The sequence below is a fragment of the Methanoculleus sp. MH98A genome (genome assembly GCF_000691865.1).
In the GTDB taxonomy this organism is placed as follows: domain Archaea; phylum Halobacteriota; class Methanomicrobia; order Methanomicrobiales; family Methanoculleaceae; genus Methanoculleus.
The window spans coordinates 1-23,624 of the sequence record NZ_JMIO01000006.1 but is presented as its reverse complement, the minus strand read 5'-3'; the positions used below and the strand labels follow the sequence as shown (position 1 = coordinate 23,624).

Genomic DNA, 23,624 nt, shown 5'->3' with positions numbered 1-23,624 from the left:
AGCCCCAATCATCGGTACGGGAGATTCAATTAGGAGCAACGACAACATGACTGCATGAGCTTCGTAACCCGGAATACCTATTACTTCGATGCGCCGGGTAGAGAGAATACCCATGACGCCGCCCGGTTCGCCGTCGAGCGGGCACGGGAACTCGGCGTCAAAAAGGTCGTTGTCGCGAGCAGCAGCGGCCGGACGGCGCTTGCCTTCCGGGACGCTATGGCAGGAACGGACCTTGAGCTGATCGTCGTCACCTACGTGGTCGGGTTCTCAAAGCCCGGCGAGTGGCAGTTCTCGCCGGAAGCGGCCGAGACCCTCCGGGCTGGGGGCGCGAAGATCGTCACCGGGACGCACGCGCTCTCCGGGCTCGAACGCGCGATATCCCGCTCACCGAAACTCGGCGGGAGTTCCCGCACGGAAGCAATCGCCGAGGCCCTGCGGCGAATCGTCGCGGTCGGCCTGAAGGTCGCGGTGGAGTGCGTCCTCATCGCGGCGGACCAGGGCGCGGTCGGCGTCGATGAAGAGGTGATCGCGGTCGGGGGCACCGCAACCGGGGCCGACACCGTCTGCGTCATCCGTCCCGCGCATACCGCGTCGTTCTTCGATCTGCAGGTGCGCGAGATCGTCGCAATGCCGAGGAACCGGTGAGCATGACGCTCGAATCGGTCGGCAATGCCGCCGGACTCCTCCGGCAACCTCTCATATGGTCGATAGGGCTTGCCATAGGCGGTTTCTTCTTTGCAACCGCCATCATCATGATCTCAGGCGAGACGTTTTATATGGAACCCCTGCTGCTGCTGTTGGGGCTCGCACTGCCCTTCCTGGCCGGCGGCGTCTACGGCATGGTTAAGGGTGAGGCATTCTCCGTCGGGGAGTTCGTACAGTCGGGCAAGACCTACTACTTCCGGATACTCCTGCCGGCGCTGGTTATCTTCTTCGCGGTCATCCTGACACTCTTCCTGCTCTCGATACCGCTCGCGCTCCTCGGCGCCGGAGCCGCCGCAAACATGGCAGCGCTCCTCTTCGGGGTCATCCTTTCCATCGCCTTCTTCACGTTCTTCTACGACACCGTGGCGGTCTTTGAGGAGACGGGCGTCTTCGAGTCGATCCGGCGGAGTGTCGAGTTCGTCATGAACAATCTCGGCAGGGTTCTGGTCTTCTACCTGGTGAACATCGTTACCTTCCTGGTACTCTGGTTCGCCGGCTCCTTTGCCTGGACTGCTCTCCTCCTGGAAAAACTCGAGCCGCTCGTCAGCATGAGCCCCGAGGAACTCCAGGCGGTGATGCCGGAAGATATCCTCGCGCTCATCGGGACGGAGGGGATATGGATCACCGCAATCGTCTATGCGGTCGTGATCGTGCTCTTCTCGGTCTTTCTCTACGCCTACAAGGCGAGTTTCTTCAAAAACCACGCCGGTGCTGTGCAGGCAGAACAGGGGGAGTACGACGAGAAGGGGCGCTGGTATAAGTACTGACGTGGCTGGACGGGAATTATACTTCCTTTTCTCCAGTGCTGGGTTTTTGATATCTAATATCTTCTAGATTTTTCCTGCCGCATCATCTGAAACGGCTCCTCATTGTTTCCCGCACATTCTTCGTTCTGACCCTCTACCTGCAGGTTCCGTCCTGTGTATCTGATAGTACACCCATGCACGGCTTTCGAGGAGATATCGCCGTTGGGGGTGGGGCTGACGGGGAGTGCGATGTTCCGACAGGAACGGAGCACGAGAAGGCCGAAGGCCTTTGAGGGGGGAGCATCCCCCCTCCCCTGTCTCTACCGCACAAAAGGACACCTGTAACCCCCACTCGAATACCTCCGGTCTTCTCAAGCTCCGGACGGTCTGTCCGTCGCACCCCGCCCGTGCTTCGCGCTCCTCACTCGCACCTTCGGTGCTCAAACTCTGCTCCTCGAAGCCTGATGGCTTCTCAAACTCCCGTCCTGCGGCGGTCGTTCCTAGCGGAGCGTCGCACCCCGCCCGCGAGGGGCGGGGGCAGTGCGTGGCGATAAGCGATGGTTCGGAGAAACGGAGCTAGAGTATCGAAGGTGCGAAGCCGATGGTAATCCGTGCAAGGGGTTGAACGATGTCTCAAAGGACAGTACTTTGCGAGACATGGCATTTTGCTCCACGATCCGCCCGGATACTTACAGTCAGCGGACTATACCCTTTAAAAACCGCACCGGAACCCCCGCGCCCCATCACCCGAGCATATAGATCAGCATCCCCGAGACGCCGCCGGAGAACGTAGCGACCAGGTTCGTGCCCGAGTTCCCGATCCTGCCGCTGTTCTCGAGCGTCGCGCCCACCAGGCTGTCGACATTGGTGCCGATGAACCCGGCGGCGATCGTGACGGCGGCCATCCAGGGGTCGGCGACGCCCATTGCCCATGCGACGACGGCGACGAGGACGGATGCGATGACGGCCGCGGCCTCGCCCCGCAGGGTCACCCCGCCGTTCATCCCCCGCGGCACCGGCTTGAGCGTCGTGATCAGGTACGGCACCTTTCCCGTGACCCCGATCTCGCTTGCGGCGGTATCGGCGGCGGCCGAAGCGACGCTGCCCATGAAAAGCGCCGCAAAAGCCGGCTGGCCGGTCAGGCCGTAGAGGATGGCGGCGGCGGTCGCCACCAGACCGTTCGCGAAGACGTTAAAGTAGCCGCGCACGCCCCCGTGCTCCTGGGCGACGCCGAGTTGCTCCTTATCGCCGTAGCGGTAGCGGGTAGCCCCGGCACCGATGATGAAGAAGGTGAGCATGATCAGGAACCACCGGACGTCCGCGAAGACGATGAGGATGATCCCGATCATGGCGCCCGAGAAGAGGCCGCTGATGTCGGCCACCCGGACGCGGTAGGAGGTGTAGCCGAACCCGAACGCTATCACGGCCGCGGCGACGAGAAGGGTCAGGTCGACCTCGAAATTGAGTTCCTCGAAGAGGAACATGGTCATCGCGACGCCGAGCGCCTCGATCATCAAAGCATCGTCCCGGCCCCGGAGGGCCGCCCGGAGGAGCACCGCGACGACCACGCCCATCACGGCGACGAGCGGCGCGGCGTACTGCAGGTAGAGCATCACCGCAACCGATACGGCGATTGCGGCAACCAGGTGATGGAGATACGCCGCATGCCGATCCCCGGTAAGCCGAAACACCACCTCCCCGATCACGACGATGCCGAGCGTGCAGGTGAAGACGAACGTCGAGAGCCAGCCGAGCCCGTAGAGCACGGCAAGCGCGACGATCGAGAGCGATACGTAGCGTGTCTCTTTGATGAGGAAGAGAACGAGTGAGAACGGAACGAGAAAGAGCGTGAGCAGCCACGCCGGCTGGAGCAGGGGGGCAAGGCCTATGAAGACGAGGGTGAGCACCGATGCCAGAACCAACCCCGGCGGCTTTGTCATTCATATAGGATTGGGAGTGGAGGGACAAAGCCTTTAGGGTCGAACCCCTGCCGTCTCCGCGATTTTTCGCGGCGAACGTTCCGGGACGCCCGGGCCGGGGACGGCGAACCCGTGCGCTGCGCGGGATACTCCGATACGGAAAGCCCCGTCGAACATTATATTTCACTGGGAAGAGAGAGATTATACGCTGAAAATGTCGCCGTCACATCAACTACCCAAAAACTACGATATCGAAGAAGTGGAGACGCGCTGGCAGGATACCTGGCGGGATGAGGACAACTATTTCGACCCCGCTTCGTCAAAACCACGGTTCATCATCGATACGCCGCCGCCCTATCCCACCGGAAACTTCCATATCGGGAACGCGTTAAACTGGTGCTATATCGACTTCATCGCGCGGTACAAACGCATGCGCGGTTACAACGTCATGTTCCCGCAGGGGTGGGACTGCCACGGCCTCCCGACCGAGGTGAAGGTCGAGGAGACCTACGGGATCACCAAAAACGACGTACCGCGGGAGAAGTTCCGGGAGATGTGCCGCGACCTCACGCTCGGCAACATCGAGAAGATGCGGGCGACCATGCGGCGGCTCGGGTTCTCGACCGACTGGAGCCACGAGTACATCACCATGCTCCCGGACTACTACAGGAAGACCCAGGCGTCGTTTTTGCAGATGCTCAAAGCCGGCGACATCTACCAGAGCGAGCATCCGGTGAACTTCTGCACCCGGTGCGAGACGGCCATCGCGTTCGCCGAGGTCAACTACGCCCCCCGCACCACCAAACTCAACTACTTCGACTTCGACGGCGTCGAGATCGCCACCACCCGGCCCGAGCTGCTCGCGGCCTGCGTTGCCGTGGCAGTCCATCCCGAGGATGACCGGTACCGCGGGATGAGGGGGAAGAGGCTCACCGTCCCGATCTTCGGCCACGATGTTCCGGTCATCGAGGACGTCGCGGTCGACCCGGAGTTCGGCAGCGGTGCGGTGATGATCTGTACGTTCGGCGACAAGACGGACGTTTACTGGTGGAAGCAGCACGACCTGGATCTCCGCAAGGCTATCGACCGCCAGGGAATCATGACCGCGACCGCAGCCCCCTATACGGGGATGTCATCGGAGGTCTGCAGGGAAGCGATCCTCGCCGACATGGAGAAGGCCGGGATCCTGAAGCGGCAGGAGGAACTCGAGCAGCGGGTGGGGACCTGCTGGCGGTGCAAGACCCCGATCGAGATCCTCTCGGAGCGGCAGTGGTTCGTCCGGGTTCACCAGGACGAGATCCTGGATTCGGCGCGGAGGGTCTCCTGGACGCCGGAGCATATGTTCGCCCGGATGGAGAACTGGGCGAACTCCATGGAATGGGACTGGTGCATCTCCCGGCAGCGGATCTTCGCGACCCCTATCCCCGTCTGGTTCTGCACTGCCTGCGGCGAGATGGTCATCCCGGCCGAGGAAGACCTCCCGATCGACCCGACGGTCGATAAGCCGAAAACCCCCTGCCCGAAGTGCGGGGGATCGGACTTCACCGGCGAGACGGACGTGCTCGACACCTGGATGGACTCTTCAGTATCGGTGCTCCACGTCACCGGGTGGGACGGAACCGGCAAACCTCCGTTCTTCCCGGCGCAGATCCGCCCCCAGGGACACGATATCATACGGACGTGGGCGTTCTACACCATCCTCCGGGCGAAGGCGCTGGTCGGCGGCCACCCCTGGGACGAGATCCTGGTGAACGGCATGGTGCTCGGGGAAGACGGGTTCAAGATGAGCAAGAGCAGGAGCAACATCATCTCTCCTGAAGAGATCGTCGGGCAGTACGGCGCGGACGCGCTCCGGCAGTGGGGCGCGGGAGGCGCGGCGACCGGTTCGGACATCATGTTCAACTGGAACGACGTCGTCGCCGCGTCCCGGTTCCAGACCAAACTCTGGAACATCTTCCGGTTTGTCATGGGGCACCTGGAGAAGGGGGCCGATCCCGCGGCGCCGGTGACGGAACTCACCGACCGGTGGCTGCTCGTCCGGCTCTCCGAGACCGTCGCCGAGGTCACCGCCGCAATGGAGGGCTACCAGTTCGACCGGGCGCTCAGGGCGATCCGGGAGTTTGCCTGGAACACGCTCGCCGACGACTACATCGAGGTTGCCAAGGGGCGCCTCTATACGGACGACGGCAGCAGGGCCAGCGCCTGCAGCGCGCTCCGGACGACGATGGACGTCCTCTGCCGCCTGCTTGCCCCGATCATCCCGCACTTCGCGGAAGAGTGCTACCATAACCTCGCCGGCGAGAGCGTGCACAAAGAAGCCTGGCCGGACTTTTCATACGCCGACGACGAAGCGCGGCGCCACGGCGATCTCCTCGTGAAGACGGTCGCCGAACTCCGGCGCTACAAGCATGATAAGGGCATGGCGCTGAACGCCCCGCTCGGCCACGTCATGATCTACGCGCCGGAGCCGGTCGACGACGCCGGCGACGCCGGGCGCGCCCTCAATGCCGATGCGCGCTGGAGCACCGGCACGCCCCGGCTCGAGGAGGTCGTGAGCGGCGTGGACTTCAATATGGCGGTCATCGGCCCGGCGCTCAGGAAGCAGGCCCGCGGGTTCATGCAGGCAGTGGAGGCGCTCCCGCCGGAACTGCTCAAGAACCCGCCTGCGACCGTGACGGTCGCAGGCGAGGAGATCCCGGTGCCCCCCGATTCCTTCACGCCGAAGGTCGCCTACCGGGTGGCGGGAGAAGAGGTGGACGTCCTCACGCTCGGGGACGTCGTCGTGACGATCGGGCACCAGCCCTGATTTCGCCCGCGATGAACCGGGCAACTTCTTCTTTTGGGAGCAGCGCATCGACGACGACGAACCGTGCCGGGTCGGATGCCGCGAGGTTCAGGTAGTTCTCCTGCACCTGCTCGAGGATCGCGGCGTTCTCGAAGTATTCTCTCTTTTTCTCAGGGCCAAGTCGTGAGACGGCGTCTTCGACCGGCAGGACCAGGAGAAACGTCCGGTCGGGCCGGATCGACCATCCTTCGTGGATCCGGCGAAGCCAGGAGAGCGGGTCGGGGAGGACGCCGTCGAGGACGACCGGCTGGTAGGCGAACCGCGAGTCGGCGTAGCGGTCGGAGACGACGAGCCTTCCCTCGTCGAGGGCGGGCCGGATCACCGTATCGATATGCGCGGCGTGGTCGGCGCAGAAGAGGAGCGCCTCGGTGATCGGGTCCATCCGTTCGGCAATCGCCCGCCTTACCGGCTCGCCGACCCAGGTGGCGCCGGGCTCGCGGGTGAAGAGCGGGTCGAGGTCGGCGAGCAGTTCGCGGAGACGGGCAAGAAGCGTGCTCTTCCCGCTCCCGTCGATCCCTTCGATGGTGATCAGCACGGGTGTCCCCTCCGGAGCCATTCGAGCGGTACCGTGCCGCGGTGAACGGCCGTCGCTATGATCGCCCCGTCGAACCCGGCGTCGGCGAGGAGACGGATGTCGCCGGTCCCGGCGACCCCGCCCCCGTAGAGGAGACGGCCGGGGTAGCACGCCCGCATCTCTTCGAGTTCCTCCCGGACGAGCCCCCGTTCCGTTCCCACGGCGCCGATATTGAGGAGGATGCACCCTTCAAACGAGAGTGCCGCCGCACGGCGGAGCATCTCCGCCGGCGGAATGCCCCAGGGGAGCACTCGGCCGCCTTTGACGTCGATGCTGAGGTATCCGCTCCGGTATGCCGCAAGGTCCTCGATCGCTCTCGCCGCCGTCTCGGTGCCGACAATCGGCGTCACTCCCTCGACCGCGGCGCATTCGGCGGGCGACCTGCAGCCCCGGTCGAGGTAGCACCGCTCGACCATCGCGGCGCACCGCCGGACGAGGTCGTCCTGCGGTGTCCTGCCCTCGAGAGCCTCGAGGTCGGCGATGTAGAGATACCGGGGCGCGAGAGCGGAGAGGTAGGCTTCCGGTTCGGCCGAGGGCGCGATCCCCCAGGTCAGCGGCCGGTAACCCGCGCGGTCTCCGGACTTCCCGTGCACCACAAGCCCGCCTGCCAGATCGACTGCAAGAATCAGTTCCATGTCCTCAACGTAATCACTATTAGGGTGAAGGATCATTAATTTCTATGCAATTACTCGTCAGTCCAAGCAGCATTGAGGAGGCAAAAAGCTCGCTTTCCGCCGACATCATCGACGTAAAAAAACCCTCGGAGGGGTCTCTTGGCGCGAATTTCCCCTGGATCGTCCGCGGGATAAAGGAGATCGCCGGCAAGAAGCCTGTCAGCGCTGCAATCGGGGACAATGAGTATAAACCGGGAACCGCAGCTCTTGCTGCATACGGTGCCGCGCATGCAGGTGCCGATTACATCAAGGTGGGCCTGATGTTCGACGGGGAAGACCGTGCCCGCGAGGTCATCGAGGCGGTGACCACGGCGGTGAAACAGGAGTTTCCCGAGAAGCACGTCGTCATTGCTGCATATGCCGATTTTAAGAGAATAGGTACGATCTCACCGCTTGCGATCAGCCCGCTGGTTGCAAAGGCCGGTGCCGATGTCGCTATGATCGACACCGGTATTAAAGATGGGAAGAGTCTCTTTGAGTTCATGGACGAGGAGACATTGATCCGGTTTGTCGGGCAGAACCAGGATCTCGGGTTGCAGACGGCTCTTGCCGGGTCGCTGAAGTTCGAGGATCTCGATGCCTTAAAGCGGATCAACCCCGAGATCATCGGTGTCCGGGGGATGGTCTGCGGGGGCGATCGGTCGACAGTGGTCAGGGCGGAACTGGTGGAGAAAGCAATGATGATGCTCAGGTGATGTATGTACATCGAGAAGATGCAGATGGAAACGACGTTTACGTTCGACGACGTGCTCCTTGAGCCCGCCGAATCATGGGTCGAGCCCGACGAGGCCGATGTCAGGTCGCGGTTCTCGCGCAACATTCCCCTGACCATCCCCCTCGTGAGCGCCGCGATGGATACGGTGACCGAGTCGGTGATGGCGATAACCATGGCGCGGGAAGGCGGCATCGGCGTCATCCACCGGAACATGCCTGCGGATCGCGAGGTCGCCGAGGTCAGGGTCGTCAAGCAGGCCGAGGACCTGATCGAGCGTGAGGTCGTTGCGGTCGGTCCCGAGGCCACGGTCACCGACGTGGAGCGGGTCATGCGGCAGTACGGTATCGGGGGCGTGCCCGTCATCGAGAACGATAAGGTGATCGGCATCGTCAGCCGCAGGGACATCAGGGCGATCCTCCCGAAACGCGGCGAGGCGAAGATCACCGCCTACATGACGAAGAAGCTGATCACAGCCTCCGAGGACATCACGGCGGAGAACGCGCTCGAGACGATGTACGCGAACAAAGTCGAGCGTCTCCCTGTCGTGGACGCCGAGGGGTGCCTGGTCGGCATCATCACGATGCGCGATATCCTCGAGAAGAGGCAGTATCCCCGCGCGAACCGTGATGCAAACGGGAAACTCCGGGTCGCCGCCGCGGTGGGCCCCTTCGACTTCAACCGGGCGATGATGCTCGTCGAGGCGGGCGCCGACGCCTGGTGGTGGACTGCGCTCACGGCCACAATATGAACGTCGTCAAGGCGGTCGGGGATATCAAGGCGAGCGTCGCCGTCGATGTGGTTGCCGGGAACATCGCGACGAAGCAGGCGGCCTCGACCCTCGCCGGGACCGTCGACGGGCTGAAGGTCGGCATCGGGCCGGGCTCCATCTGTACGACCCGGATCGTCGCGGGCGTGGGCGTGCCGCAGGTCTCTGCGATCGCAAACGTCGCTGAGGTGGCGCACGGAGCCGACGTGCCGGTGGTCGCCGACGGCGGCATCAGGTACTCCGGGGACATCGCGAAGGCGATTGCCGCGGGCGCGGACTGTATCATGGCGGGCAGCCTCTTTGCCGGCACCGACGAGGCGCCGGGGAGGGTCACGACGATCAAGGGCCGACGCTACAAGCAGTATCGCGGGATGGGATCGCTCGGCGTCATGAGCAGCGGCGAGTCGAGCGACCGCTACTTCCAGAAGAAGGAGTTCGGGAGAACCAAGTTCGTTCCCGAAGGCGTCGAGGGGGTCACGCCCTACGTTGGCCATGTATCGGACGTCATCTACCAGCTTGTCGGCGGCCTGAAGTCCGCGATGGGCTACACGGGTTCAAAGACGATAGCGGATCTGAAGAGGAACGGCAGATTCCTCAGGATCACGCCTGCGGGGTATGGCGAGAGCCACCCGCACAACATCATGATCACCGACGAGGCACCGAACTACCGCCTCTTCGAGTGATACCTTTTTATGCCGAAATCACTAACATTTAGTAAATATGCTCGAGGGCAGTGATGTTTCCCGTCTCCTCGATATCCTGGGAAACCGGAACAGGCGGCGAATAATACAACTGCTGAGGCAGAAACCGTGTTTTGTGACCGAGATCTCCGAGCGCCTGGTACTCAGTCCGAAAGCGGTGATAGAACACCTGCAGTTGATGGAGCGCGAGCAGCTCCTCATATCCTTCCAGGACGAACGCAGGCGAAAGTATTACTATCTCTCGCATGACATCAATGTCATCGTAAACCTGCAGAAGCAGGATGGGGTTACATTTCCCTCCGTTGAAGAGAACCAGAGAACACGATTTGCAAGAAACCTCGAGGCATTCAGGAGGATGGTTCGGGCTCGCGACGAGCTCCTGGATAACCTCGAACAACTGGAGCGGGAGATCGAATCGAGGTTCGCCGAGGTCATGCGCATGCGGGGGGGTTTCGTCACCGACGACGGGGACCTGGAGATCATTCTCACCCTCTCACACGCCGACCTGCGCCTCGCGGAACTCGAGGAAGTGAGCAGCCTGTCCACGGATGAGCTGAAACAGAGATTGGGCAACCTTATGCACACGGGGGTTGTCGAGCGAATCAACGACCGATACCGGATACGTGGTACACATGGCGAATAACCCATACGACGAAATGTTTCGAAACATCGCGCGGCTGATGGAGAAGATCTTAAGCGAGATGCCTCCTTACGACCCGAAGATTATCGGGTTCACCATCATCGGCGGACTGCCCGAGGGGGCTCCCTACCCCGATTTCGCCGAAGATGAGGAGGGGGAGTCCGATGTCGAGGTGGTCGAAGGGGACGACTGCATCTACATCACCGCGGTGGCGGATGCCCGGGCAGACGGTGCCCCGTACGTCACGTTTCAGGAAGAGTCCGTGACCCTCTGCACCGGGGGTGACGAGGAGACGGTCATCGATCTCGACTGCGAGATCGACATACTGCATAGTTTCTACAATGTGCAGCACGGCGTGATCGATGCCGTCTGCCGGAAGAAGAGCGCGCCGGGCGAGGTCGCCCGGTCCTGAACCATACCACTCTTTTGCGGCGGGTTCTGGTCCTTCGGAGTAGCCTTCCGGCTGAAACCGCTTGGAGATGTCTGAAAAAGAGAAGTTTTACTCCTGATACTCTTCAAGAGCAAGCTGGTACATCCAGTCGAGAAGGAGTGCGCACTCTTCCGGGGTGCACTCCTGATCACAGCCGATGCACGGGAGAACCTCTCCTCCCGCAAGGATGATGCAGGGATCGATCGCGCGTTTCTTCGCGCGTAACAGGTAGGTCTTGATGCCGTCGCTGCGAAACTCGATGCGTTCGATCAACCCGGCATCAAGCAGCCGCTTCACGATCCTCGAGCACTTCCTGCTGTCGATATCGAGAAGTTTCCAGAGTTCGCTCTGGAGAACTCCCTGACGATGGGACTGGATAACCTTGAGTGCTTCTTCCTCCTGGTCGGACATGGCTATCAGAGCAGGGGCGCAATGGTCAGGATATTGTTGCCGCGGATGACGACGGTTCCGAGGGTGCGGCCCCGCTGTTCCCCGGTAAACTCGGTGGTCTCGTCCATATGCAGGTTCAGGTGTTCATCCACCGCAACGAGCCGTCCCTGGAGTTTCCTGCCGTCATCCTTGATCTCGACGGTGATTTTAGAGTCTACGAGCGAAAAAACCTTCTTCACAGGGAGTACGATACCATTAACCATCTGTTCTTATATGGTTATGTTCATGCATTAAGTTTTCCTATTACCGACTACCGACCGCCTCCGGCGGTCGGTGGGAGGTGCGGCCCCGTTAGGTGCTGCTGCCGACTACCGACCGCCTCCGGCGGTCGGTGGGAGGTGCGTCATTGCCTGGTGGCGCTGCCGACTAGCGCCCGCCTTCGGCGGTCGGTGGGAGGTGCGGCCCCGTTAGGTGCTGCTGCCGGTGGGCCGTTTAGTTCCGGAAGGCACCGTGCGGTGCGGCCGGGGCTATTCACAAACGATTGAAATGGATAAAGCGCCGCGGGCAACCGCCGGCAATAAAAAAAAATTACTCGGGAAGGTCTTCCCAGCGGTCCTTGAACTGCTTCTCGACGCCCGGGAGGGTGGTGTACTCCATCTCCTCGAGCGAGAGGCGGTGCGGTTCGAACGGCCCGTGAGCCCGGAGCACGCTGGAGAGCTCGCAGCACTGGTCGCGGACGCGGTTGAACGCCGGGTCGTCGAACATGTCCGCAGGCCCGATCAGTTTTCCGTTGCAGACCTGGAACCCGAGACAGATGACCCGGGGCGGTCCGTCGAACTGCGTGCAGTTTGCGTCGCAGACGCCGACGGGCATGAACGGCCCGTGGTGCGAGCCGCGCATCCAGCCGGCCACGAGGATGGGCGTCCTGAAGGGGTCGATGACCTCGCCCACCGCCGGGAATCCGCTCTGCGCCCGGACGACCATGACCGGGTCGTCTTTCCCGACGTACCGCCTGGCCATCAGGTTCAGCCGCTGGGTGCTGGTGGACGCTCCGATGACGCCGTCCCTCTTCCAGACGTACTTGATGACGTAGCGGCTCGGCGCTCCGATATAGGCAAGAAGGCTGTAGGACTCTTCGGGTGTGTTGAAGAGGATCTTGCGCTTCTTTATGACGTCGTGGACCTCGAAGGTGAATCCTTCGTGCAGCGACGGGTCGATGACGAGGCCGGACGTGCTGAAGGGGTCGGCGAATATCTTGTAGAGGAAGTAGTTCCACGCTCCCGGCTCGGTCTTGTCGGCCATGAAGATCAGGATCGGGTCGGAACCCCGCTCTTCGAACTCCATCTCGGCGACACCGGGGCCCATCCCCTTGACGTTGCCGCTGAACGCATCTCCGAGCAGGTCCTGCCCGGCGCCGTAGAGTTTCATCTCCTTGGCGAGTCCGGCGCATTCCATGAAGATATCCCACGCCAGCTTGTGGATCTCTTCATTGTCCTCCCCTTTAGTGTGCGTCATGATCAACTCGAGGTCGTCACCGCAGTGGGTGACGTACGAGTCGATGAGGATGCTTCCTTCCGCTTCCTTGAGTCTCCGGGCGGCCACCTCAAGAATCTTCGGGTGGGTTCGGGAGTGCCCCGGGAAACTGCCTATATCTGCTTTAATTACGGACACGGTGGTCTTAACCATATAATCACCACTACCTGGACGGGCGTAGCCCTTACGACTAGTAGATAGGTATTACTGTATATGTAGGTGTTGTTGCCTTGAAAAAAGGTTGGCTGCGGCAATCGGTCTGCTGGTTCGTCCTTCCCGGCGATCCTTCTCGGCAGATGCGCCCGAAGGAGACGGCAGTGATATTATGCTCCCGTTTGCTCTTTATGCCCTTTTTAGGGGGTATTATAGGTATCGGGCTGCCATGGTTGACGGAATTTCTGGAAATTGCGCATGACGGCCCCGGTGGCGCTCGCGCGTCATCTCAGGAAGAGATTGACGGAACGACGCCGTGAGATGGGGTAAAGCGGGATGACTACGGATCGTGGAGGGCGACCTGCCGGCTCTTTCACGGGGGATGCCGCTCCCGGCGAAAAGTATTGCGGCGCTGCCGGGGAGCCGGTCCGGCAGGCGCTCCGACGTCTCAGTCGATCCTGATCGACTTGCCCCGCGAGAATTTGACTTCCAGGACGCCGTGCTTGTACCTCGACTGCATGGAGTCGGCGTCCACGGCCGGCACCTCCACCGAAGTCAGCTGATTGCCGCCGGCAATGATCGTCAGCGTCCCGTTGATGAGTGACAGGTGAATATTCTCCATCTCGGCACCCGGGAGATCGATTGCCACCGTCACGTCGTCATCGGTCGTATACATCTCTGCTATCGGCTCGATGGTGCCCTCGGAGGGGGGTTCATTCGGCTCTGCTACGGGAGTCGCTTCCGTTGCCGGGGTCTCAGCCATTCCGGTGTCGTGAAGGACGATCTTGAATCCGTAGGCAAACGGCTTGCTCTGATCTCCCTGCTCTTTGAGCCCCTGCTCCATGAGGCGTTTCATCAGTTCATTGAGTTGCTCGAAGATGTCTGCTGGGCTGTCACTCATGTGCATCACGTTGTTTCTATCCCTGTTAGCGGGGGTCGGAGGCCCCCGAAGGGAGCGCCTTACGGGCAGGGGGGCGCTCCCGTCAGAACGCCGTACCCATCTGGGGCAGCGGGCGTTCTATTTTGGCCTTCAATTCCTTTGTGAGGCGCTTGATCTCACCGAAGTCTTTCTTTCTTCGATAGACCGCATCTTTGAGGGCCTGCGTGAGATCTTTGACTCCCTGATCGACCTTCCCGGTCTCCCGCATCCCGGCACGGTTGATCGTCGAGACGGCGTCCTCGAGTGCCGACCGCTGCTCCTGGTTGTAGAGGATCTGCCAGGAGTGGCGTTCGTTCTCCTCCAGCCGGTCGATATCGAGCGTGCCTCTCACGCGGGTGAGGGCGTCGTCGAAGTGCTTCTTCGTGATCCTCACGTTGCCGATTGCCTGGCGCCGTTCCTCTTCGGTCTTCCCTCCCATTGCGGCGATGAACTCGCGCATGGCGGAAGTCTTTGCCTCGCGGACCAGCGCCTCGATGTCGGCGCCGACGTAGCCCTCGGTTCTGTCGACCAGTTCCTCGATGTCCACGTCGTTTGCAAGGATCTCCCTGTTTTTCAGGTACACCTCGAAGATCTTCTTCCTGCCTTCCCGGTCGGGCGGCGGGACGTAGATGATCCGGTCAAATCTGCCGGGGCGAAGCAGCGCCTCGTCCAACATGTCCGGGCGGTTGGTAGCGCCGAGAACCACGACATTGTTGAGTTCTTCGAGGCCGTCGAGCTCTGTCAGGATCTGGCTTACCACACTTTCAGTTACGTGCGATGATCCTATATAAGATCCACGTTTAGGCATAAGCGCATCAATCTCGTCGAAAAAGATAATCGACGGTGCTGCTTGCCTTGCTTTCCGGAATACCTGACGAACTCCGCGTTCCGATTCCCCGACCCATTTCGAGAGGAGTTCCGGGCCTTTTACGGAGATGAAATTGCTTTCGCTCTCGTTTGCGACCGCCTTTGCAAGGAGAGTCTTGCCCGTTCCGGGGGGGCCGAATAGCAGGATGCCGCGGGGGGGTTCGGTGTCGAGCGACGCGAATATCTCCGGATATTTGAGCGGCCACTCAACGGCTTCCGCGAGTTCTCCCTTTACGTCTTCGAGTCCGCCGACGTCGTCCCATTTGACATCCGGGATCTCTACGAGCACCTCACGCATCGCGCTCGGCTCGACGTGCTTGTGCGCTTCGATGAAGTCCTCGTTCGTGACGCGGAGTTGGTCGATGATCTCGGCGGGGATCTCCTCTTCGATCTTGATATGCGGTATGATCCGGCGGAGTGCGTGCATCGCCGCCTCCTTTGCGAGCAGCGCGATGTCGGCGCCGACGAAGCCGTGCGTGGAACGGGCGTAATCGTCGAGTCTCACGTCCTCGGCAAGCGGCATGCCGCGCGTGTGGATCTGGAAGATCTGCTGTCTCCCCTTGGTGTCGGGGATGCCGATCTCGATCTCGCGGTCGAACCGGCCGCCGCGCCGCAGAGCAGGGTCGATCATGTCCGGGAGGTTCGTCGCGGCGATCACCATGACCTGCCCCCGGGTCTTCAACCCGTCCATCAGGGCGAGCAACTGGGCGACGATCCGGCGCTCGACCTCGCCTTTCACCTCCTCGCGCTTGGGCGCGATCGAGTCGATCTCGTCGATGAAGATGATCGAGGGCGCGTTCTCCTGCGCTTCCTCAAAGACCTCCCGGAGGCGCTCCTCGGACTCGCCGTAGTACTTGCTCATGATCTCGGGGCCCGAGAGCGTGATGAAGTGCGCATCCACCTCGTTCGCCACCGCTTTTGCGATCAGGGTCTTCCCCGTTCCGGGCGGGCCGTAGAGCAGGACGCCCTTCGGGGGCTCGACGCCCAGGCGTTCGAAGAGCTCGGGGTGCCGGAGCGGGAGTTCGATCATCTCCCGGACGAGCTGCAGCTCGCGGTCGAGCCCGCCGATGTCCTCGTAGTGGACGTCGGCCGCCGTTATCTCCCGCCGGCCCTCCTTGGGCTCGTAGGGGGTTTCTTTCAGCTCGATCTCGGTGCTGTCGGTGACGATGGCGATGCCCTTCGGCGCAACCCTGGCTACCGCGAACGTAAGCGGGTTGCCGAGGATGTTGACCCGGATGAACTGCCCCTCGGTGACGGGCCTGCCGCGGAGGATCCTCCCCAGGTACTGCTCGCCGCCGACCAGGCGGATGGGCTGGGTCGGCTGGATGGTTACCTTCTTCGCGTATCCTGCTTCGGTCTTTCTGATCCGGACGTTGTCGTCGATCCCCGATCCGACGTTGCTCCGGGTGTTGCCGTCGATGCGCAGGATCGCCTTGCCGGTGTCCTGTGGAAAGCCGGGCCAGACGAGCGTCGCCGCCTTGTGGCGCCCCTCGATCTCGACGACGTCGCCGCTGACGAGGCCAAGCGCCTTCATGGTGTCGATGCTCAGTCTGGCAATTCCCCGGCCGGCGTCTTCGTGAGCCGCCTCCTTGATGGTTACCTCAATGGATTCGGTATTGGCCATGTGAACAATCTCCTCCTGTAGGGTTTACCATAGGTAAGTGCTGTCCACTATATATATTTTTCCCTAACCCGCCCTTCCGTTATGCCGGATAATCCCCTTTTCCGTAACGATGTAATCCATCTTCACGTCGTTTTCATCGGCAGGGATGCAGTCTGCCTGCTGGCAGGAGAACGCGATGCCGATCTTCTTCGGGTGGGGGTACCGGCAGAGGAAGCGGTCGTAGTACCCCGCTCCGTAGCCGAGCCGGTTCCCTTCGGCGTCGAAGGCGAGCATCGGTATGACGACGGCCTCGACGTCCCCGGGCCGGGCCGGGAGTTCGTGGCCGATTGGTTCGGGGACGTTAAACGTGCTCGGGACGAGGGCCGAGGGGTCGGGGAGGTAGGATAGGCGGAGGCTGCAGGTCTCCCGTTCGATGATAGGCACGACGACCCGCACCCCCCGGCGGTTCAGGGCAGCGATCAGGCCTTTGGTCTCGGCTTCCGGGGCTTTTGCAGCGTAGACCATGACGGTCGTAAAGCCGTTGAGGAGGCCGAGGAGTTTTTCTTCGATGCTTGCACTGTACGTGACGATCTCCTCTGGAGAGAGGAGTGCCCGGGCCTCCTTTGCCCGCAGGCGAAGGGCTGCCTTTGTCCCGCTCATTGCATGAGAGTTTGGCTCATTCAGACCATAAAGCATGCATGCCGAAAGGCAGGGGCGGCCTACTCCCCCGCCTCCCGGCCGTCGCCGCAGACCTCGCGGAACCGGCGGAGAGAGGATGCAAGGACGCGGGTCTTGCCGATCATGGCAGCGATCTGGAGGACGTCGAGGATCTCGTCGCGGGACGCGCCTTCCTTCAGCGCGGCTTTCATGTGGACCTTCAGGCAGTCGTCTGCCCCGGCCCCGGCTGCCGCTGCCATGGTGACCAGCTCCGCAGTCTTTGCATCGAGGGAGTCGGGCCGGGAGAACCGGTAATCGGCGAGGGTGGAGAGCGCGAAGGTGTCGGGCCGGTTCCGGAGGATGGAGAAGATGAACGGCATGACGCCGAGCATCTCCCCTATGTCTGCCATGATGTCGTCGCCGAGGTCGTCTGCGTGGGCGAGGAAGTCGTCTATGAGTTTTTCGTTCTCGGGTTTCATTGGGCTGTCCTCTTATGGAAATTTTGGCGGGACGGGGGGATAATGGTGTGGTTTTTGATGCGGGTGGGGTGCGACGGACGGGATGTCCGGAGTTCGAGAAGACCGAAGGTCTTCGAGTGGGGGTTACAGGTAGAGCCTTACGGGGTAGAGACAGGGGAGGGGGGAGAATCCCCCCTCGAAGACCTTTGGTCTTCTCATGCTCACTCTGTTCGCACCTCGCACCTATCGGTGCTCAAACTCGCTTCGCTCGCACTCCCCGTCAGCCCCTCCCCCAGGGGCGATACCACCACGAAAGCCGTTGAAGGGGTTAGTGACTGTGGGATAGACGGGGTTACAGAGGCCGTTTGATGCCGTGGGTTTGTCTGGGGAATATCGGGTCTGATACGCTTGCAGGCATGAACACCCACCGCTACCAGGAAAAAACATCTAAAAAAGAGATCCCGGGGGAGCGCCCCCATCCCTCTCAGAAATTAAAATGCCGTCCGACAATCTTCAGCGCACAGTAGTCCCCGCACATCGTGCAGGCATCGGCGTCGGCCGGCATCCGCTCGTCACGGATCTGCCGGGCGCGCTCGGGGTTCATCGCGACCGCAAACTGCCGATCCCAGTCGAGATCCCTGCGGGCGTGGCCCATCTCGAGATCGTCGTCGCGCTTCTTGAGTTTGATCATATCACCGACGTGGGCGGCGATCCTTGAACTCATGACGCCCTCGTAGACCTCCTCGGGTGTGGGAAGCGCCAGGTGCTCGGCCGGCGTCACGTAGCAGATGAAGTCGGCGCCGTAGGAGGAGGAGAGCGCGGCCCCGATGGCGGCCACCCGGTCGTCGTAGCCGGGCGCGATATCGGTGACGAGCGGCCCGAGCATGTAGAACGGTCTCCGGTTCGTGACGCGCTTCTGCAGGACAACGTTGGTCTGGATCTCGTCGACCGGGATGTGCCCCGGCCCCTCGATGATCGTCTGTACGCCCTGTTCATGCGCCTTATCGGCGAGTTCCGCGTTGATAAGCAGCTCCTGGACCTGGGCGCGGTCGGTTGCGTCGTGAACCGCTCCCGCCCGCATCCCGTTGCCGAACGAGAGGGTGACCTCGTGCTCCTTGAGGATCTCGAGCAGGTAGTCGAACTCCGAGTAAAGCGGGTTCTCCTTCTCGTTGTGGAGCATCCACGCGGTCATGAAGGCCCCGCCCCGGGAGACGAGCCCGCCGTGCCGCCCCTGGTTCTTCAGGCGCTTCATCGTCTCGTAGTTGATCCCGGTGTGGATCGCCATGAAGTTGGTGCCGATCTTCGCCTGCTCCGCTGTGATCCGGAAGAGGTCGTCCGGCTCCATGTGGACGACCGCCCCACGCTTCCGGGCGGCCTCGATGAACGCCTGGTAGAGCGGGACCGACCCGACCGAGAGGGTGGTCGCCTCGACGACCCGGCGCCGGATCTCCAAAAAGTCGCCGCCGGTGGAGAGTTCCATCAGCGTATCGGCACCGGCGAGTTCGGCCTGCCGGGCCTTCTCGATCTCCATATCGACGTCGACGATGTCTGAGGACGTTCCGATGCTCGCGTTGACCTTCGTGCGGAGCCCTTCGCCGATGCCGCAGATCTTCACCTTCCGGTAGGGGGAGACCGGAATGACGATGTGACCCTCTGCCACACCGCGCCGGACGAAATCTTCGGTAACCCCCTCTGCTGCTGCGACGATCCGCATCTCTTCAGTGACGACACCGCGCCGGGCGTCTTCTATGAGACTCATGGCCCTATATTTGAGGAAAAGAGTTGATAAAGGCTTGTTTTTGGGATTAGGGCTAAATCGGGCTTGTTCTCTCAACAAGTAAACTTGACTTTACCTTATTCAGATCTTTTTTCATAGCCGGAAAGCCAAGGCTTACAAGAAATAACAGAGCATCTCTTTAACGCCTGGTGATTATTTGTACGTCAATTTCGGAGGTTTTGTCCCGATCAGCACCGTCGACTGGCGGGGAAGGGCGGCCTGCACCGTCTTTCTCCGGGGGTGCCCCGCGCGCTGTTTCTACTGCCACAACGTCGCCATCCAGGACGGCGAGGACCTGCGCGATGCAGACGAGATCATCGCGATGATCCGGGAATCCCGCACGGTTGCGGGCGCCGTGGTCTTCTCCGGCGGGGAGCCGACCCTGCAGGGGCCGGCACTCGCCCACCTCGCCGCCGCCGCCCGAAACATGGGGTTCTCTGTGGGCCTGCACACGAACGGCATCTTTCCCCGGGTGATCGAGAAACTCCTTGAGGAGCATCTGGTGGATATGATCTCGCTCGACATCAAGACGACCTGGGAGCGCTACGACGAGCTCCTTGAACTCACCGCCGCCGACGCGGTGAAGCGGTCGCTCGCCGCCTGCAAACGGGCGAAAGCCGACGGCAGCCTCGAGACCTTCCAGGCTGTGGTCACCCTCTTCCGGGGCCGCGAGGAGGACCTTCCGGCCATCGCACAGGATACCCGCGGGCTCGACCTCGTGCTCCAGCAGGGCGTGGCCGCGGGCTTCGTTCCCCTGACCCGGCAGGAACTCGAGGCGGCAGCGGCACCGCTCGGCCGCAGGGTTCGTATACGGACCCGGGAGGACGGCGAGGTCGTCTACGACCCGGAGCAGTAACTGTTCCGGTGACGTTAAGCATAATATCGTCGAGAACGCACGTTTATGAAGACATTTGCGGCGGCCGCCGCAACCTGCACCGCCGTGACTCTGCAGCCGGTCTCTCGCCGGCACGGCCCGCTGTTCTGGATATAGGAGGAACCGGATGAAGGTCATTGGAATCGTTGGTATGCCGGCAAGCGGGAAGGGAGAGGTGTCACGGATAGCCCGGGACCTCGGGATCCCGGTCGTGGTCATGGGGGACGCGATACGGGAACGGGTGAAGGAAGCCGGGCTTCCCCCGACCGACGCGAACTTCGGCGAAATCGCCGGGAAGTTGCGCGCGGACCTCGGCATGGACGCCATCGCCCGGATCACCGTCCCCCTCATCGAGGCGACGGGCGCCCCGGTGGCGCTCGTGGACGGCATCCGGGGAGATTACGAGGTGGCGACGTTTCGGGACCATTTCCCCGACTTCACGCTCATCGGGATCGATTCGTCGTTTACGACGCGCTACCGGCGGCTCACGAACCGGGGCCGGTCCGACGACTCCCTCACCCCCGAAGAACTGCGGGCCCGCGACGAGCGGGAACTCGGGTGGGGCCTCGGCCGTGCCCTGGAACAGGCAGACTGCCGGGTCACGAACGAAGGATCGCTTGAAGAGTTCGCCGCAGAGGTCCGCACCCTGCTCTGCCGGCTGGGAGGTAGAGAAGAATGAGTCTTGTCCCGTATTTTTCAGCCTCGTCGAAAGTCTGGGAGTCACGCGACTGGGTCTACGGGCTCGAAGAGATCGGGTATACCGGATGGGAGATCGTCGCCGACGGGAAGTATCGCCTGGACAACCCCGAGAACTTCGCTGCCGTCCGGGAGAACCTCGAGAGCACCGGTCTTCTCGCGACCGTGCACGCGCCCTACAGCGACTTAAACCTCGCATCGTTGAACTACCCGATCTGGCGCGAGTCGATCCGCCAGACCTGCTGCTGCATCCAGCACGCGGCCGAACTGACCGACCGGGTGACCGTTCACCCGGGTTTCGTCTCCCCCGTGGGAAGACTCGTTCCCGAGAAGGTCTGGGAGATGCAGAAGACCGCGCTCGTCGAGATCGGGAAGTGCGCGGAGGATCACGGCGTCCTCGCGTGCGTCGAGAACATGATCAGCATCAAGGACTTCCTCTGCCGCTATCCCGAGGAGATCCTCGGACTCACCGAAGGGATCGCGGGGATCGGGATCACGCTGGATGTCGGGCACGCAAACACCAACGGTCTTGTGGATGCCTTCCTTGCACACGTCACCGAGGTCGATCACCTGCACATCCACGACAACCACGGGCAGTCGGACGAGCACCTTGCGCTCGGCGACGGCACCATTCCCTGGGAGAAGGTCGGGCGGGTCATCGCCCGCGACTACTCCGGCCCGGCCGTCATTGAGGGGCGGAACCTTGAAGAGGCCAGGCGGAGCCTCGCAGCATTCAGGAAGTGGTTCGTATAGCCGGCGAGACTCTCCACGTTCACTTCCTCGGGACAGCAGGGGCGCTCCCCTCCCCGCAGAGGAACCCCTCCTGTCTCCTGATCCGGCGGGGTTCCGACACCCTGCTCTTCGACTGCGGGGAGGGCGCCCAGCAGCAGATGATGCGCGCCCGGACCGGGTTTACCGTGAACGCCGTCTTCATCACCCACTGGCACGCCGACCACTTCCTCGGCGTCTTCGGGCTCGTCGAGACGCTCGCGTTCATGGGTCGAACCGATCCGCTCCCGATCTACGGCCCGCGCTGGGTCGGGGAGTTCGTCGACCTCGTGCAGAAGATCAACCGTCACACCAGGGGATTTTCCGTCACCGCCCACACCCTCGAGCACGGTTCGGTCGTGCCGTTCAACGGCTACACCGTCCGGGCGTTTTCGACGCTCCACGGTATTCCCGGGCTCGGCTACGTGCTGGAGGAGGACGAGCGGCCGGGAAGGTTCAACCGCGAGCGGGCGATCGAACTCGGCGTCCCGCCGGGTCCGCTATTCGGGCGGCTGCAGCGCGGGGAGACGGTCCGTGTCGTTCGCGACGGCGTCGAGACCGCGGTCCGGCCCGCCGACGTGATGGGAGAGCCGCGCCCGGGCAGGAAGATCGCCTATACCGGCGACACCCGCCCGCTCCAGGACCAGCCCGGCATCGCGGCGATGATCCGCGATGCGGATCTCCTGATCCACGACGCCACCTTCGACGACCAGGAGGGCGATCGCGCCCGCGACGTCCTGCACTCGACCGCCGGGGAGGCAGGGGAGGCGGCAACGGCCCTGGGCGCCCGTATGCTCGCCCTGATGCACATAAGTTCCCGTTATGCAAGCACAGCAAACCATATACGCGATGCAAAGCGACAGTATGAGGGAGACGTGATTCTGCCGGCCGATCTGGCCGTGCTGGAGATCCCGTATCGGAGTTGATCGAGATGGACGGTGATTGCGATGGAACAGGGCATATCCAGCCGGAGCCGCCTGATACTTACCGGTCTCGGCGCCCTGCTCGTCAGTGCCGTCATCTCGAGCATTGCGGGGATCTATCTTGGTTCCGTACGTGAAGTCCTCGCGCTGATCCCCGGCCTGATGGTGCTCCTGCCGTCGATCATCCACATCCGGGGGAGCATAGCCGGTGTCTTTGCCTGCCGCCTCTCCTCGGCGATGCACCTCGGGGAGTTCTCCATCGACTTCGAGGAAGGAAGCGTTCTCGGCGACAACATCCGCGCGTCGTTCGTGATAACCATTCTCATTGCGCTCGTCATCGGTATCTTCTCCTACGCGGCGAGCCGCATCTTCGAGTATCCCGTAATCAGCATCACCGATCTCGTGCTGATCTCGGTCGTCACCGGCATCGTCGCGGGGGCCGTGGTGACGGGGATCACCCTGCTCATCGCCCTTGCAAGCTACCGCTACGGCCTCGACCTCGACATGATCGGCGCACCGACCGTCACCACCTCCGGAGATATCGTAACGCTCCCTATCCTCGTGCTCTCGGCGACGTTCGTCATGCTCCTCTCTCCTGCGATGCGCCTGATTCTCGGGGGCATCGCGGTCGCGGTCGCGGTCGCCGCCGTCATCTACACCCTGCACCGGCCGGAAGGAATCGCGCCGATCGTCCGGGAGAACCTCTTCCTGCTCATCCCGCTCAGCGTCCTCGGCACGCTGGCCGGCCTGACCTACTCCTTCAACCTCGACGCCCTGGTTACGATCGCTGCCTTTCTCATCCTGATACCGCCGTTCACGGGCGGTCTCGGGTCGATCGGCGGCATCATCGGGTCGCGCCTCTCGACGGGGATGCACACCGGCGAGCTCAACCCCTCGTTCCTCCCCGAGCGCGGCGTCGTGCATCATTTTATTATTTCCTATCTCTATACGTTGATACTGCTTCCACTGCTGGCGCTCATCGCGCATGGTGCGGCGGTGCTCATGGGGTTGAACAGCCCGGGTCTCGGGATGCTGGTCATCATCAGCCTTGCGGCGGGTCTGGTCGTCATGACACTGGTGAACGGCGTGGCATACGCCACCGCAAGCCTTTCATTCCGGTATGGTCTCGATCCCGATAACTTCGGAATCCCTGTCATCACAAGCCTGATCGACCTGATTGGTGCAGCCGCGCTCGTGACGGCGATAGGCCTGCTGTTGTAGTGAAAGAATGGAGAACGACGGTTAACAAACCATGATGGAACATGAATATCAGCCGATCAGCTTCAAAGAT

The 23,624-nt window shown here is 62.2% G+C and carries 22 protein-coding genes and 1 pseudogene; 12 read left to right on the top strand and 11 right to left on the bottom strand.

The features are described 5' to 3' along the window. Positions 1-54: 54 nt before the first annotated feature. Positions 55-645, top strand: coding sequence for a pyruvate kinase alpha/beta domain-containing protein (locus tag EI28_RS00910; RefSeq protein WP_048111922.1), 591 nt, complete (start codon positions 55-57; stop codon positions 643-645). 2 nt (positions 646-647) lie between these two features. Then, a complete protein-coding gene (locus EI28_RS00905; protein ID WP_048111920.1) occupies positions 648-1,472 on the top strand; it encodes a hypothetical protein in 825 nt (274 codons plus the stop codon). A 722-nt stretch (positions 1,473-2,194) separates the two neighbouring features. On the opposite strand, the gene EI28_RS00900 is transcribed toward EI28_RS00905, so the two are convergent. Then, positions 2,195-3,391, bottom strand: a complete 1,197-nt coding sequence (locus EI28_RS00900; RefSeq protein ID WP_048111917.1) for a DUF92 domain-containing protein — start codon at positions 3,389-3,391, stop codon at positions 2,195-2,197. Positions 3,392-3,584: 193 nt separating this feature from the next. Here EI28_RS00900 and EI28_RS00895 point away from each other — a divergent pair, with 193 nt between their 5' ends. Continuing rightward, positions 3,585-6,176 carry a valine--tRNA ligase gene (locus EI28_RS00895; RefSeq protein ID WP_048111915.1) on the top strand — a complete coding sequence of 864 codons (2,592 nt, stop codon included), beginning with the start codon at positions 3,585-3,587 and terminating at the stop codon, positions 6,174-6,176. Here EI28_RS00895 and tmk read toward each other — a convergent pair. Beyond that, on the bottom strand, positions 6,133-6,750 hold the full coding sequence (tmk, locus tag EI28_RS00890; RefSeq protein WP_048111913.1) for a dTMP kinase: 618 nt from the start codon (positions 6,748-6,750) through the stop codon (positions 6,133-6,135). The two genes, EI28_RS00895 and tmk, sit on opposite strands and share 44 nt — an antisense overlap. Further along, positions 6,744-7,424, bottom strand: coding sequence for a HisA/HisF-related TIM barrel protein (locus EI28_RS00885; RefSeq protein ID WP_048111911.1), 681 nt, complete (start codon positions 7,422-7,424; stop codon positions 6,744-6,746). The genes tmk and EI28_RS00885 overlap by 7 nt, the downstream gene beginning before the upstream one ends. Before the next feature lie 44 nt (positions 7,425-7,468). On the opposite strand from EI28_RS00885, the gene EI28_RS00880 reads away from it, so the two are divergent. From EI28_RS00880 to EI28_RS00865, 4 genes and pseudogenes are all read left to right on the top strand, one after another. After that, complete coding sequence (locus EI28_RS00880; RefSeq protein WP_048111910.1) at positions 7,469-8,158, top strand: (5-formylfuran-3-yl)methyl phosphate synthase; 690 nt, start codon at positions 7,469-7,471, stop codon at positions 8,156-8,158. A 3-nt stretch (positions 8,159-8,161) separates the two neighbouring features. Next, positions 8,162-9,627, top strand: a pseudogene (guaB, locus tag EI28_RS00875) (IMP dehydrogenase). Between the two features lie 37 nt (positions 9,628-9,664). Beyond that, positions 9,665-10,288: an ArsR family transcriptional regulator gene (locus EI28_RS00870; RefSeq protein WP_048111908.1), complete on the top strand. Its 624-nt coding sequence runs from the start codon at positions 9,665-9,667 to the stop codon at positions 10,286-10,288. Beyond that, complete coding sequence (locus EI28_RS00865; protein ID WP_231476509.1) at positions 10,278-10,697, top strand: hypothetical protein; 420 nt, start codon at positions 10,278-10,280, stop codon at positions 10,695-10,697. Before EI28_RS00870 ends, EI28_RS00865 begins: the two co-directional genes overlap by 11 nt. Before the next feature lie 87 nt (positions 10,698-10,784). Here the strand turns inward: EI28_RS00865 and EI28_RS00860 are convergent, their stop codons facing one another. The 8 genes from EI28_RS00860 to thiC all read right to left on the bottom strand — a co-directional run bounded on the left by EI28_RS00860 (position 10,785) and on the right by thiC (position 19,054). After that, positions 10,785-11,126 (bottom strand): AsnC family transcriptional regulator, encoded by a 342-nt coding sequence (locus tag EI28_RS00860; protein ID WP_048111906.1) that lies wholly within the window; start codon positions 11,124-11,126, stop codon positions 10,785-10,787. 5 nt (positions 11,127-11,131) lie between these two features. Next, positions 11,132-11,368: an LSM domain-containing protein gene (locus EI28_RS00855; protein WP_048111904.1), complete on the bottom strand. Its 237-nt coding sequence runs from the start codon at positions 11,366-11,368 to the stop codon at positions 11,132-11,134. 325 nt (positions 11,369-11,693) lie between these two features. Further along, entirely contained in the window at positions 11,694-12,791 is a 1,098-nt protein-coding gene (gene fbp / locus EI28_RS00850; protein WP_048111902.1) for a fructose-1,6-bisphosphate aldolase/phosphatase, read from the bottom strand. Positions 12,792-13,239: 448 nt separating this feature from the next. After that, positions 13,240-13,692 carry an Hsp20/alpha crystallin family protein gene (locus EI28_RS00845; RefSeq protein ID WP_048112033.1) on the bottom strand — a complete coding sequence of 151 codons (453 nt, stop codon included), beginning with the start codon at positions 13,690-13,692 and terminating at the stop codon, positions 13,240-13,242. An 82-nt stretch (positions 13,693-13,774) separates the two neighbouring features. Beyond that, positions 13,775-16,201, bottom strand: coding sequence for a CDC48 family AAA ATPase (locus EI28_RS00840; protein WP_048111901.1), 2,427 nt, complete (start codon positions 16,199-16,201; stop codon positions 13,775-13,777). 63 nt (positions 16,202-16,264) lie between these two features. Further along, on the bottom strand, positions 16,265-16,840 hold the full coding sequence (locus tag EI28_RS00835; protein ID WP_048111899.1) for a 5-formyltetrahydrofolate cyclo-ligase: 576 nt from the start codon (positions 16,838-16,840) through the stop codon (positions 16,265-16,267). 59 nt (positions 16,841-16,899) lie between these two features. Next, positions 16,900-17,316, bottom strand: coding sequence for a carboxymuconolactone decarboxylase family protein (locus EI28_RS00830; RefSeq protein WP_048111897.1), 417 nt, complete (start codon positions 17,314-17,316; stop codon positions 16,900-16,902). Between the two features lie 463 nt (positions 17,317-17,779). Further along, the gene (thiC, locus tag EI28_RS00825; protein ID WP_048111895.1) at positions 17,780-19,054 is read right to left on the bottom strand and encodes a phosphomethylpyrimidine synthase ThiC; all 1,275 of its coding nucleotides are present in this window, start codon (positions 19,052-19,054) and stop codon (positions 17,780-17,782) included. 175 nt (positions 19,055-19,229) lie between these two features. Here thiC and EI28_RS00820 point away from each other — a divergent pair, with 175 nt between their 5' ends. From EI28_RS00820 to EI28_RS00800, 5 genes are all read left to right on the top strand, one after another. Beyond that, on the top strand, positions 19,230-19,928 hold the full coding sequence (locus EI28_RS00820; protein ID WP_048111892.1) for an anaerobic ribonucleoside-triphosphate reductase activating protein: 699 nt from the start codon (positions 19,230-19,232) through the stop codon (positions 19,926-19,928). A 145-nt stretch (positions 19,929-20,073) separates the two neighbouring features. After that, on the top strand, positions 20,074-20,625 hold the full coding sequence (locus EI28_RS00815; RefSeq protein ID WP_048111890.1) for a dephospho-CoA kinase: 552 nt from the start codon (positions 20,074-20,076) through the stop codon (positions 20,623-20,625). Next, complete coding sequence (locus EI28_RS00810; RefSeq protein WP_048111889.1) at positions 20,622-21,395, top strand: sugar phosphate isomerase/epimerase family protein; 774 nt, start codon at positions 20,622-20,624, stop codon at positions 21,393-21,395. Before EI28_RS00815 ends, EI28_RS00810 begins: the two co-directional genes overlap by 4 nt. Next, entirely contained in the window at positions 21,383-22,336 is a 954-nt protein-coding gene (locus tag EI28_RS00805) for a ribonuclease Z (protein ID WP_082223038.1), read from the top strand. Before EI28_RS00810 ends, EI28_RS00805 begins: the two co-directional genes overlap by 13 nt. A gap of 21 nt (positions 22,337-22,357) precedes the next feature. Next, entirely contained in the window at positions 22,358-23,554 is a 1,197-nt protein-coding gene (locus EI28_RS00800; RefSeq protein ID WP_048111887.1) for a magnesium transporter, read from the top strand. Positions 23,555-23,624 lie beyond the last annotated feature (70 nt).